Origin of the sequence: Streptomyces sp. NPDC020898, from assembly GCF_044333925.1 — a bacterium.
Lineage (GTDB): Bacteria > Actinomycetota > Actinomycetes > Streptomycetales > Streptomycetaceae > Streptomyces.
On sequence record NZ_JBIRRV010000029.1, the window covers coordinates 47,788 to 59,458 of the forward strand.

At 67.6% G+C, this 11,671-nt stretch carries 12 protein-coding genes, 1 tRNA gene and 3 pseudogenes; 9 read left to right on the forward strand and 7 right to left on the reverse strand.

All coding sequences use genetic code 11. The features are described 5' to 3' along the window. Window positions 1-25: 25 nt before the first annotated feature. Window positions 26-358, reverse strand: coding sequence for a MerR family transcriptional regulator (locus ACH4TV_RS45170; protein WP_398407286.1), 333 nt, complete (start codon window positions 356-358; stop codon window positions 26-28). Window positions 359-1,152: 794 nt separating this feature from the next. On the opposite strand from ACH4TV_RS45170, the pseudogene ACH4TV_RS45175 reads away from it, so the two are divergent. The 3 genes and pseudogenes from ACH4TV_RS45175 to ACH4TV_RS45185 form a co-directional block, all read left to right on the forward strand. Further along, window positions 1,153-1,304, forward strand: a pseudogene (locus ACH4TV_RS45175) (helix-turn-helix domain-containing protein); the annotation flags it as partial. Between the two features lie 382 nt (window positions 1,305-1,686). Further along, on the forward strand, window positions 1,687-3,078 hold the full coding sequence (locus ACH4TV_RS45180) for a PE-PGRS family protein (RefSeq protein ID WP_398407287.1): 1,392 nt from the start codon (window positions 1,687-1,689) through the stop codon (window positions 3,076-3,078). 74 nt (window positions 3,079-3,152) lie between these two features. Then, window positions 3,153-3,755 (forward strand): hypothetical protein, encoded by a 603-nt coding sequence (locus ACH4TV_RS45185; protein WP_398407289.1) that lies wholly within the window; start codon window positions 3,153-3,155, stop codon window positions 3,753-3,755. Between the two features lie 20 nt (window positions 3,756-3,775). Here the strand turns inward: ACH4TV_RS45185 and ACH4TV_RS45190 are convergent, their stop codons facing one another. Then, window positions 3,776-4,060, reverse strand: a complete 285-nt coding sequence (locus tag ACH4TV_RS45190; protein WP_398407290.1) for a hypothetical protein — start codon at window positions 4,058-4,060, stop codon at window positions 3,776-3,778. Between the two features lie 552 nt (window positions 4,061-4,612). Here ACH4TV_RS45190 and ACH4TV_RS45195 point away from each other — a divergent pair. Then, window positions 4,613-4,919, forward strand: a pseudogene (locus tag ACH4TV_RS45195) (hypothetical protein); the annotation flags it as partial. A 223-nt stretch (window positions 4,920-5,142) separates the two neighbouring features. After that, window positions 5,143-5,209, forward strand: a tRNA-Gly gene (locus ACH4TV_RS45200). A gap of 94 nt (window positions 5,210-5,303) precedes the next feature. On the opposite strand, the gene ACH4TV_RS45205 is transcribed toward ACH4TV_RS45200, so the two are convergent. The 3 genes from ACH4TV_RS45205 to ACH4TV_RS45215 all read right to left on the reverse strand — a co-directional run bounded on the left by ACH4TV_RS45205 (window position 5,304) and on the right by ACH4TV_RS45215 (window position 7,583). Beyond that, window positions 5,304-6,251 carry a CU044_5270 family protein gene (locus ACH4TV_RS45205; protein WP_398407292.1) on the reverse strand — a complete coding sequence of 316 codons (948 nt, stop codon included), beginning with the start codon at window positions 6,249-6,251 and terminating at the stop codon, window positions 5,304-5,306. After that, complete coding sequence (locus ACH4TV_RS45210) at window positions 6,248-7,009, reverse strand: RNA polymerase sigma factor (protein ID WP_398407328.1); 762 nt, start codon at window positions 7,007-7,009, stop codon at window positions 6,248-6,250. The genes ACH4TV_RS45205 and ACH4TV_RS45210 overlap by 4 nt, the downstream gene beginning before the upstream one ends. A 202-nt stretch (window positions 7,010-7,211) precedes the next feature. Continuing rightward, a complete protein-coding gene (locus ACH4TV_RS45215; RefSeq protein ID WP_398407293.1) occupies window positions 7,212-7,583 on the reverse strand; it encodes a DUF1330 domain-containing protein in 372 nt (123 codons plus the stop codon). Between the two features lie 281 nt (window positions 7,584-7,864). On the opposite strand from ACH4TV_RS45215, the gene ACH4TV_RS45220 reads away from it, so the two are divergent. After that, window positions 7,865-8,062 carry a hypothetical protein gene (locus tag ACH4TV_RS45220; protein WP_398407294.1) on the forward strand — a complete coding sequence of 66 codons (198 nt, stop codon included), beginning with the start codon at window positions 7,865-7,867 and terminating at the stop codon, window positions 8,060-8,062. A gap of 376 nt (window positions 8,063-8,438) precedes the next feature. Here the strand turns inward: ACH4TV_RS45220 and ACH4TV_RS45225 are convergent, their stop codons facing one another. Further along, a complete protein-coding gene (locus ACH4TV_RS45225) occupies window positions 8,439-8,795 on the reverse strand; it encodes a CAP domain-containing protein (protein WP_398407329.1) in 357 nt (118 codons plus the stop codon). 10 nt (window positions 8,796-8,805) lie between these two features. Between ACH4TV_RS45225 and ACH4TV_RS45230 the strand changes: the two genes are divergently transcribed. Further along, a complete protein-coding gene (locus ACH4TV_RS45230) occupies window positions 8,806-9,156 on the forward strand; it encodes a hypothetical protein (protein ID WP_398407335.1) in 351 nt (116 codons plus the stop codon). A gap of 758 nt (window positions 9,157-9,914) precedes the next feature. Here ACH4TV_RS45230 and ACH4TV_RS45235 read toward each other — a convergent pair. Then, window positions 9,915-10,319 carry a hypothetical protein gene (locus tag ACH4TV_RS45235; RefSeq protein ID WP_398407295.1) on the reverse strand — a complete coding sequence of 135 codons (405 nt, stop codon included), beginning with the start codon at window positions 10,317-10,319 and terminating at the stop codon, window positions 9,915-9,917. Between the two features lie 178 nt (window positions 10,320-10,497). Here ACH4TV_RS45235 and ACH4TV_RS45240 point away from each other — a divergent pair. Together ACH4TV_RS45240 and bfr are read left to right on the forward strand one after the other, a co-directional pair. Further along, window positions 10,498-10,707, forward strand: a pseudogene (locus ACH4TV_RS45240) (ATP-binding cassette domain-containing protein); the annotation flags it as partial. Between the two features lie 357 nt (window positions 10,708-11,064). Further along, window positions 11,065-11,544, forward strand: a complete 480-nt coding sequence (gene bfr / locus ACH4TV_RS45245; RefSeq protein ID WP_398407330.1) for a bacterioferritin — start codon at window positions 11,065-11,067, stop codon at window positions 11,542-11,544. Window positions 11,545-11,671: the final 127 nt, after the last annotated feature.

An 11,671-nucleotide genomic window follows, 5' to 3' on the forward strand; every position in this document is an offset into this window, starting at 1 on the left:
TGGCCCCGTCGCTGCGGGCTGCGGGTCAGATATCGGCCGTGTGCCGGGAGGCGGCGCGGCGGTACTCGGCGTTGATGCGCTGGGCGTCTTCGAGCTGGTCTTCGAGGATCACGATGCGGCAGGCGGCCTCGATGGGGGTCCCGTGGTCGACGAGTTCCCGGGCGCGGGCGGCGATCCGCAGCTGGTAGCGGGAGTAGCGGCGATGTCCTCCCTCGGAGCGGAGCGGAGTGACGAGGCGGGCTTCGCCGAGGGCGCGGAGGAAGTTGGGGGCGGTGCCGAGCATTTCGGCAGCTCGACCCATGGTGAAGGCGGGGTAATCGTCGTCGTCGAGACGGCCGAAGGAGTCGTCTGCTGTCATCTCACCTCTCTGCGGAACGCGTGGAGGGGCCCTGGTGCCGTACGGCACCAGGGCCCCGAAGGAACTGCTACACCATCTGCCGGCCCCAGTGCTGCGCCGGCCTTCTGTGTCCGCCGACCCGACCGAGACGCTGTCGGGGACGCGGGGATCGCGGTTGCTCGACCGGAGACCACCTCACTATCGATGTCCTGCGGTACCCGGGCTCAACACGTCCGCCCGGGCGATCCTGATGGCGCTCGGCTCCTCCGTTCTTCCCTCTGGACCAATCACTTGCCAAACGGGTACTGCGTACTGCTGGCACTGCTGATACCGCGAACTGCTGGTGGCCGCGCGGAGCGCCACTCTTCGGCAGCCAGCCCCGTCGCCCGTCCTGCGTCCACTCTGGCTTGGAACCCCACTGCCGAACCTCCCGGTGCGCGCGCCCGCAGCCGACGCCTTCACCGAGGTACTGCCCACTGATTTCACTGCTGGGTACTGCGCACTGCACCTACGGGTACTGCCACCGCGTCGACCGCGGCCCTACTCGCGGCGGCCCCTGATCACTGCGGGCCACCCGGTCCGGTCGTCAGCCCCGTCGCCGTCCTACGACAACCCTGGCTTCGGAACTCCACCACCGCACCGTCCTGCAAACTGCAACTGCGTACCGCCGCCCGGCAGTTCGTGTCTGCCAGGCCCTGCTGTCTCTCTGGGCTACGAGAGAAACCATACCCACGAGACCATCCATTGTCTACTTCGGCCACCACAGATTTTCGCGCGTCCGACGGTGAGATAATCCGCCTCGAACGGCGATGGAGGAGATCGGCCTGGCCTGCCTGGACCCTGAGTGGGCGGGAGGCCGTCCCGCCCACTCGGCGATGACGACGAGGACTTCGCCGTGAAGACGGCCTCCACCCGCCCGGTCAAGCTCGGCCAGCCCTTCAGCCGCTGGTCGATCCGTAAAATCGCCGTCCGGTGCGGGTGCCGGGCACGCTGATGCCCGTGCGCTGCTCGACCGTGCACAGTTACGCCGGGTACGTCGAACCCAACGTGTGGGTACGCACCAGGTCTGAACCCGGGAACCGTAGATCCCGAACCCCCGGGAACCCAAGAGGAACCGTTCCTGATCAGCTGAGGTTTGGTTGACGAGATTTCGGCGATCATCGCAATCGTGCGGGATTACGCCTTTTCCGGGGACTGTTCGCACCCGTTTGGGATGGTGGCATGACGCCGGTCATGGAGGGTGACCTACCCGGCTCAATGCTCCCAGGACAGCCTCTGTGCACCCTGACAGCATATTCTGAGCCGCTAGCAGCAAAGGCCAAGCCGGCTATTGAGGGACGGGGACTGGAATGTCGTTTCGGGGGGCAAATCCCGAGGATCTGGAGCATTTGGCGAAACTCCTGGACGGGCGCGGCGGCATGGAGGACCGCCTTGACGAGGCCTTCACCCGAGCCGCCCAGCTAGGGGTGAGCGGGCATCTGTCGCCGCTGAAGCCGATGAGGTCCTGGACTCGCAGTGAGGCCCAGGATCTGCGTAAACGCGCCACCATCCTGCGCCTGGAGAACGGCGACCCGATGGCCGGGCTGCTGTGGGCGGGGTTCACGATGAACGACCTGGAGAAGTACAAGGGAGAGGGGATCAAGCCGGAGACACTGCTGCTGGCCAATTCGGTGGCAGCAAGTGAGGATCCGAACGCGAAGGATCTGGCGCGACAGCCGGGGGAAAAGCTCGGCGACTGGGTCGCACGGCTCGAGGCGCATGCGCTCTCGAAGATCCCTGGTCTGGAGCCGCACGAAGAGTCCCTTACCGGAATGATCAAGTTCGGCGCCGACGTGTTCAACGTCGCGGCCGCATCCCAGGTTGTGGCAGCGAGCGGCTTATCGGGAACCAAGGTGTTGCTGGGCAATGCGGTGAAGACCGGCAGACTCGGGCCGATGAAGGCTGCCCTCGCGACACGGTGGACCGCGCCCGGCAGCAACCCCATCCTGCGTTGGGCGGGCACGAAGCTCGGCAACTACAACCCGCCTATACGCTCGTTGACCGCCCCCGGTAGCTGGCTTCCCGGCCAGCTTGGCAACATGGCCTCCCGGAGCCAGACGTATCAAAGGGTTGCCAATGTGCCCTTGAGTTCCGGTTTCCTGGGCGACCGATGGGGTAACGGGTGGGACGCGCTACGCCGACGCGGCTTCATGAATGCCAAAATGCTGGGCTTCACTCCCAATCAAGCCATCAACTTCTTCGCCGGATCGGACGACATGGCCCGACTGTACGGCGGGCTGACACACTCCGGGCAGGCAGTCACCCGCGCGGGACAGGCCAGCCTCTGGACGGTCGGGAAGGCCGGGGGGTTCGGCGCGGCGGCGAAGACCGCGGGGCTGTGGCGCGGGGCCGGCGTCGTCGGGTCGGCAGGCGCGACGGCATTCTCCGTAGCCAACATCGCCACCATGGACCACGCGAAGGAGTGGGAGAAGAGCAAGGCCGGCTACCTGGCCAACTATGCGGAGGTCGGGTTCAACGCCTCCTTGACCGCGGCGATGGTCGCACCCAATCCGGTCACGATCGGTCTCGCCGTAGGGACCGGCATCGTCTACGGGGGCCTGAAGGTCGTCGAGCACTGGGACGACATCACGGAAGGCGCCGACAAGGCGGCCGACTGGGTCGGCGACAAGGCGAGCGACATCGGGAACGACATCGCCGACGGCGCCAAGAGCCTGGGCAGCGCGCTCAACCCGTTCGACTAGCGACAACGGGGGCCGCGGTGCAGCAGATTCAAAGCTCCAGAAAAAACGTCCGCACGAAATGAGCAGGTGTCGCCGTGGATACGAGTAGTGAGTCCCTGAAGTTCGAGCTGACGCCGTACAGCATCAGCATCAAGAAAGAGCTGCCCAAGGCCGGGCTCAGAGGGGATGTGGGGGACTTCGGGTCCGTCACCGTGGAGCGCTGCCCGATCTACCGGCCGCTGGAAAAGGGAATGGACACCGTTCGGCTGAGCGGTCCCGCCTTCCCGGAGGCAAGCTTCCGCGGGAAGCGCAGATCAGGGCGGCCTTCGCTGTTCAAGGCCGAGCTCACCATCGACGGCCGGCCCGCTGAGCTGCGGTTCAACGCCCGGGCCCTGCGAAAGAAAGACCGGGCGCTGCGCGTCGCGTACGAGGGCCGGGAGTACGTCTACTCCGTGGAGGATCTGGGCAGGGTGAGGGTCCTCGAGAGAGAGGGCGTCCGGGTCACGATGGAGCCCGGTCAGTACATCCCGCCGGCCGGGACCATCAGCGCGGGCTCGGCCACCGGCCCAGTCGACGCCGTGGACCTGGCGATCGCCATCGTGCTGGAGGAGGTGGACACCGATGTCCTCACCCTGGGCGGTGCCGCGCTGTCGTCCCCGTTCGCCCTGATGCAACATTTCTCGGATAAATCGGAATAGCGGACTCCGCCAAACCCCGTTCAGCGCGGGCTCAGCTCCACCTTCTCCGGCAGCAGGTCGGTCAGCTTCCGCCACATCTCTCCGGCCCGAGCAAACCAGGTGAGGGGGCTTTCCGGGGTGACCTGACCGGGGAGAATCGGCTCCTCCGGCTGCTCACGGATCCAGTACCCCCGGGGGCCGCAGTCCCAGACCGCCAGGCTGCGAAGCATCGGCGCATGCTCGCCGTCGTGCTGTCCGTCCCAGGCGACGGTGATACGCCAGTGCGAGTTCAGGGCGAGGATCAGCTCCGTCAGAGTGGCCGCCATCCCCCTCGGAGATGCCAGCGTCGGTGAGCGCTTTATGCATCGCGGCCTGGCCCTCCTCACGTTCTCCGGAGGGGGCAGCCAGAAATCGTGAAGGAGGCCTCCAGCGCCTTCATGGTCGATTTCGACGCGGGGCGTCGCCGACTACTCGTCGGCATCGCGACGCCGCAGATGGACCATGCGGGCGAGCTCGAAGACGAGAGTGCCCGGTTCGACCGGAATGTACTCCGACTCCTCCTCGCCCAGCCAGCCTTCGTTGGCCATCACCGTGATCTGACCGACGATGATGTCGTGGTGCGCGGGCCGGGCTCGCCGGTGATTTCGACGCTGATGACGAGCACGGGGGCGTCCAGCGCCTCCACCAACTCACGCAACCGAGTTGAGAGTTGTCCTGCCCCTCCTGGCCGACCAGACCGAGTTCCGGCAACTCGCCGAGCGATGGAAAGAGCTTCGGGCTCCGGGTCTCCCCTTCGGCATGAGGCCAACCCAAGGAGGGATCGTGGCCACCTGGGGCGGGTACGGCCATGTACGCAGTGACACGCCCGGACGGCAGGGAGCGGACGCTCCACCGCCGACCGCGCGCAAGGCATCGAGGACATGCCTCTGCTTCTTGGATGAGTACCGGCCGACGACCCGCGCCTGGGCGGCCAGGAGATCCTCACCCAGCGCGGGCAGCACCTCAGCGCCGGGGCCGTCGATCTCGTGGTGGCGACCACGGCCGGGCTGCATGGACGGACTCTCCTCCACCGCGAGCTGGGACTTCGAGTGCATCGCCGCCATCACCGGCCAGGCGCTCCAGTGGTACGGCCCAGAAGCCGGCAAGGGCGCCAGGGCCGAGCGCACCCTGTTCCAGGAAGCGTGACAGGGGGTGCACTTCGCCAGACGCACTGTGGACTCGCGAAGACTCCCCGAGCCGGCCATCTGAACCAGCCGAGCCACGCGCAGAGCCCATTCGCGCACGCCCGCTACGCGCCGCTCTTCGAAGCCGCGCCCACAGCGTGCCCGTAAAGGCGGTCAACTACGGTCGACAGGGGTGCAATCCGACCGGAACGGCCACTTCCACGGAGGGCATCTCCGCAGGTCAGAGCTAAAGGGTCCAGTCAAGCGCCATGGCTTCCCAAGCTGAGAGTGCGAGTTCGATTCTCGTCATCCGCTCTTCTTGAAGCCCCAGTGCCGGCGGCCTGGGGCTTGTTTGTTGTGCAGTCCAAATCAATTGCGGGACGAACCGCTCTCCAGGAACAGGGAGTCATGCGGCCGGCGTCCCGCCTGCCTTGTCCGCGACCCCGACATCCAGCAGCGCCTCGTCCGCCGAGCCCAGGAAGTCGAGGGACTTCTTGTCGAAGACCCAGACCGTGCGGCCGTCGCGCTCCTTGAAACTCAGGCCGATGCCGGAGCGGCCGGTGTAGTCCTTGGCGTCGGTGACGACCGAGACGCCCGGGATCTTCGCGGCCGCGCGGTAGAGCGCGGCGTCCAGTTCGGGCAGGAGGGTGGCGTCGGGCAGCATGTCGCCGATCTTCTCCAGCGCCGCGCTCTCCCTGGTCTGTCCCTCCCCCTTCGTGCCGGCGTAGATCTTCTCCAGCAGCGAATCGGGGTCGGTGGGCAGCGCCTGAAGCTCACGGAACGTGGTGACGTTCGGGTCGCGGCTCAGCGTCGTGTCGTGAGTGCCCTTCGAGTACGCGGAGAGCGGGTCCCGGTGCCGGAACGGCGGACCCACCAGCACCGTGGTGCGGAGCAGTCCCGCGCGCTTGCCGTCGACGGGGGCCCACCTCTCTTCGCGCAGGATCCGGATGTCCTTTTCCGAGAACTTGATGGAGCCCTGAGTGCGGACATAGACGTACTGGTCGTCCCTGACGGGCACGGACCTCTTCGCGGCGGCGACCTCAGCGATGCGATTGAGGAGGTCGACCGCGTCCGTATCGGTCGTGGCGGTCCTGGACCCGACGGAGCCGGCAAGGACCGCGCCGACGATCGCCGCCGCCATGGCGAGGGGCACGGCGATGACAGCGAACCGGCGGCGGGGGGCGCGCGCTCGCCGGCCGGGTGCCGTCGCGATGTCCAGCGGTTCCAGGGCTTGCTCGTCGGTGAGCTCTCTCATCAGAAGGTCCTTCAGCAGGTCGTGGCGGTCGCTCGTCAGGACCGGCTCACCCGGGCTCGGCAGCAGCCTGGCCAGTTCCTCGCGCTCTTCGGGGTTCATCGGTGCTTCTCCTGAGTCGACCGGGCCGTTTCGGTACGGCCACCCGGTACCTGTCCGGTGCGCGGGCCGAGTCCCGCCTTTTCCTCCTGAGGTGGAACATCGGGTATCGCGGCGGCACCTGGCTCCCCCGGATACTTGACCGGCTGCCCGACGGACGGGCGCCGGGCCAACTCCGCCTCCGACAACGTCCGTAGACGCTGCCTTGCCCGGGCGAGCCGCGAGCGTACGGTGCTCGTCGGCACGCCGAGGGCCTCGCCTGCGGCCGCGTAGCTCAGCCCCGACCAGACGCACAGTGCGAACACCTCACGCTCGGCTCTGCGCAGCCGGCCGAGCGCGGTATGCGCGGCTGCGAGCCGCTCGGCTCTTTCCATGCGCCCGACGACGTCGTCGGCGAAGTCGGGCAGGGTGTCACGGTCCGCCGGACGGTCGGGGAGCCGGGCGAGCGCGGCGCTGTGCCGGCGCGCGGCGCGGCGCGTGTTGCGCAGAACGTTGGTGGCGATGCCGTACAACCAGGGGCGCAGTCCATCGCCGCCGGGAACGTCGGCGCCTTCGTCCAGGGCCGCGGCGGCTTCGGGTCTCAGCTTCTCCCGCAGCCGCCACGCCTCCAGGAAGGTCAGGGACACCACGTCCTCCGCAGTGCCCCGGTCTGCCGACAGGCGGGCGGCATGACCGTAGACGGCCCGGGCATGCGCGCCGAACAGCTCGGCGAAGGCTTCCGGATCGCCGGCGCGTATCCGGTCACGCAGGGAAAGTTCCACAACCAACCCTGTCCGCTCGGCACTCGTCGTCTCTGTGGCGACGATCACATCACGAGCGGATCCTCCGACTCGCCTCGCGCGCGAACGCAAGGACCGCCGAGCCTCCAATGGAGTCCGCGCTTACCGGAGGCGTCCTTCGCCGGCCGACGACTCGTCGGCCGGCTCATCCGGCTCCGGCTCCGACTCCGTAGCGGTGCGGGTTTTAGGGCTTGAGCACCGCCAGTACATCGTCGAGCGAAACGTCGGCGGGGTCACTCATATCGAGACCATCGAACGTCTGCCAGGTATAGGACGCCGTCCCGTTCTCCCGCAGCTGATGCAAGTCGGCCAAGTCCGGATCGTCCCGGAAGCTGTTGAACGCCTCTTCGGACTCCCATTCCACGACAAACAGAACCTGTCGTGGCGCGAGGTCACCGGCTACGTTGTCCCGGAAACGACCAAACGCCACCATTCGGCCACCATATTGCGGGGCCACTTCGGGCAGGCGACTGAAATACGCGAGGTACTTCTCCACGTCGACCACGTCAAACATATTCAGGGCATAAAACTTCTTCTTCTGCGAATTCGCACTCATTGCCAATACCCTCTCCGGCCTCAGGAGGCAGCGCTGGAAGTTCGGGAATTGCCCGCCTTCGCGACGAAAAACCGATCGGTTTCCGCCATAGTAAACCGATCGGTTTGCGTCCGCAAGTCGAGCGGAGGGGCGCCGTTCGGTGTGCCCCGATGTCCGCGCGGACTGGCTGTTCGTGGGGGGTGTGGTCGACACCCCGGCGGCGCCCGGCCGTGCTGCCAGCCCTGCCCTGGCTGCTGGTTCAGAGAAGTGCCGGCCGACGCCGCCGCCGTGGGGTGACGTCCTTGAGGCCGCCAGCGATGCCGGTGAAGAAGACGTGGCGGGGCGAGAGCGCGGCAGCGGCCAGGGCGACCGGGGCTGCCGCGCCCTCCGCTCCGGGGCCGGACTCGTGCAGGGCGACGGTCCACCTGGTGTGCCTGCCGACGAACGTTCCCGGCGTGAAGATGCTGCCGGAGACGAGCTGTTCGGTGAACGGCTCGTGACGTTGTACACCGCCTGTCGCTGCTGGAGGTGTCTCAGCCGATGCGGACGCTCTTGGGGCAGTTGGTACCGCGCACGGTCACGGGTGAGGTGTCGACGTAACCGCGGTCGCTCACTCGCTCCAGGTCCGCCAGGTACACCAGGTACACCTTCGCGGGCTGAGGGGACTCCCCCGTCTCGCCGTCGCCCGACTCCCCTGATCGCGGCTCTGGAAGCAGGGGCGCACAACTGTGGTGCGTGGACACCGAGTTCGCACCCCCGTGCGGACGCATGCGCCCCCATCTCATGGCGCGAGGCGCGTGGCGCGGGATGTCCGAAGCAGCGGGGCTGATGTACAGCACCTCCCGGCCAGGCAGGAGGTGCGGGGGCTGAGTCCGGCTACGCGGTCGAGCCGAAGTCCTGGGTCCAGTAGAAGCCCGGCTGTGCCAGGCCGATGCCGATCTCCTTGAAGCCGCAGTTGAGGATGTTCGCCTTGTGACCGGCGCTGTTCATCCAGCCGTCCATGACGCTCTCCGGAGAGTTGTACCCGGCGGCGACGTTCTCGCCCGCCGACCTGAACGGGTAGCCGACCCGGGAGAGCCGGTCGCTCATCGATGAGCCGTCGGAACCGGTGTGCGACATGTTCTGGTGATCGGCCATGTCCTGGCTGTGGTCCTGAGCGGCTTTGGTGAGTGTGGAATTCTCGGTCAACGGCGCGCAACCCGCCTTGTCGCGTTCGGCGTTGACCAGAACCAGTACACGATCCGTGGGACCGGAATCCGCACTGGCGGAAGTGCTGGGCGTACTGCCGGTGCTCGTGGCCTTCGGAGTGCTTGCGGGCGGCGTGGGCTCGGGCGTGCCCGCGGTGGGTGTAGCGGTCGGGCCGCCGGACGCCGAAGGCGACGCGCTCGGGGTGGCGACGGCGGGGGAGGCACTGGTGGGAGAGGCGCTCGGGGTGCCGGACGGAGCGGCGGCCGGGGTACCCGAGGCGGAGACCGACGCGGAAGGGGACGCGGAGGCGACAGGCGGTCGTGAGGGCTTCGGGACGGCCACCGGATCCGACTTGCCCCAGCCCCACCAGGAGAACGAGACGATGCTCCAACCGCCCGGCCCGTAACCGCTCGCCTGGGCGGCCGAAGGAACAACCACGGCACCCACGGCCACCACGATGGCTGCGGCACCGGCTATCTTCCGGCGTTTCGACTTCTGGCGGTGCTTGGTCATACCTGGCCTCATTCAGTGGTCTGTTGTTCGGCGGCTCGGCGGCTGCTCGGCGGCAAAACGGTTCCCTCTCGTGAGAGCGGGTACTCCCGGCGAATTCACACACTCCGATCCGCCGCGCCGAGTACCGCAACCCGCTCGCCGGCTTCGCCCCATGCCTGGCCACCAGTGGCACCGGGGCGGCCCTGAGCCTGGCAAGCCCGGTCATTATGGGGATCGGCAAGCACACCGGGCAATGAACGCCCTTGCCGTCGTGGGGCGTTGACGCCCGAGTCCGCCGGGGCGCGAGAGCCTGCGGATTCCGTCGCCCTCGCCCGCTCCTGGACGCCCGTACACACTTGTGACCAGGCCGAAGAGGCTTTCCCACAGTCGCGATCGCAGCCTGAAGGTTCAGTTGAATTACCCCACCTGTGACGACAAGCGCCCGATTGGGTTTCAAAAGAACACAGTTGCCGCCTTCGCCGATCAGCCAATCGCCACCATCAGGAATAAATCCGGCGTGATGCACATCACTTCAATTCGAGGTGTGCCAAATTGTGCCGCTCCTGTGAGTGCATATTTACCGCCTCACGACGGCAACCTGACGGCACCGGGCGGCAACTGAAGGAGGGTTTCTGCGGACTGCAACTCCGCCGCGCGGCACGGCGAGGGCCCTTACAGGGAGGGCCAAGTCCGGAGCCGGCGGCTCAGCCAGACATACGCGGCCATGGCCAACGAGCCGCGCGCCATGAAGTCGGCCCACAAGGGAAGGATCTGGGCGGCGCGGCCCGCACCCAGGGCTCCCCACAGAAGACCGGCCGTAAGCACACCCGCCACCGCCAGGACGAGCACGTAACCGACGCCGGCCGTACGGTTCCGACCCAGCCAAGTACCCAGCAGTCCCGCGGGGATCTGCACCGCCACGTGGAAGCTCACGCAGCCGAACACGACCGCCAGGAGGATCACGAAAAGCGGCGTGTCCGCCGAAGGATCACTGGCCGGAGCCGCCCCGTAGGCGTCCAGAACCCAGACCGGCGGCACAAGGAAGGTGAGGAGCAGCAGTGCTCCGCTCAGATGCATGGCGGCGAGATGTACTGCCGCTCGGCGGAGCCCCGTCTTCGTACGCCTCGTTGGAGACGTCGACTCGCGATCTCCTGCCCTCATGGCCCCTCGACATCTCGTGCACCCTGCCTGACCGCGATACCGGCAGCACGATACGTCGTACCACTCGGCCGGAGCACTGCACCCGCGGCAGGACGTGCGCACGGCGCCGGCCCGACCGCTGCGCCTGCTCCGCGGCCTGCGGACTGCCGCCGACCTGGCCACCGAGACCGGCCGGCTGCTCGAAGCGGTCCGACTGCCCGCGGGCCACGCGGACCGGCTGCCCGGCGAGCTGTCCGGCGGCGAGCGCCGGCGGGTCACCCTGGCCCGTGCCCTCGCGGCCGACCCCCGGTTCCTGATCTGCGACGAGGTCACCGCCGCCCTGGACACCGTGAACCAGGCGGCGATTCTCGACCTTCTCGCCGAACTGCGCGCCGAGCGGAACCTAGGCATCGTGCTGATCACCCACAGTCCCGCCGTCGCCCGGCGGCCGGCCGACGACGTCCTCGTGCCGGCCGACGGCCGCGTGTCCGCCCGGGGGCCGGCACTTCGACGTGACGCGGTAGGCGTGCCCGGTGTCCCGGTCACGGCGCCGTCGGTGCGGCGGTCCCTGATCACCACAACCGGAAGCACGTTATCGTCGAAGAAACGGGCGCCATCGACAGCGTCCTGCTCCATGGGCGCCTGGCGTCAGGTCGGTCTCTCTCGGGAAGGACGGCTTGCCATGCAGAGCGACCCCGAGGTTCTTGAGTTCCTCAATGAGCAACTGACCGCGGAGCTGACGGCGATCAACCAGTATTTCCTGCACGCCAAGATGCAGGAGAGCAACGGCTGGCCGAAGCTCGCGCAGTACACGCGACACGAGTCGTTCGATGAGATGAACCATGCGGAGACTCTCACCGACCGGATCCTGTTCCTCGACGGCCTGCCCAACTACCAGCGGCTCTTCCATGTGCGGGTGGGGCAGACCGTCACCGAGATGTTCCGGGCGGACCGCGAGGTCGAGGCCGAGGCGGTCGATCGCCTCCGGCGCGGTATCGAGGTCATGCGCGCCAAGGGCGACATCACCTCGGCGAACATCTTCGAGTCGATCCTCGCCGACGAGGAGCACCACATCGACTACCTCGACACACAGCTCGAGTTGATCGAGAAGCTGGGCGAGCCGCTCTACATCGCCCAGGTCGTCGAGCAGCCCGCGAGCTGACCGCTGCCTGCCCGCTGCCGGGTCCGGCCTGCCCGGCCCGCCCGGCCCGTCGTGCAGTTGATCCACGTGTGCGACCTGTCGCCGATGGCCTCTGCTCACGGGCGCAGGCCCCAATGCCGAACAAAAG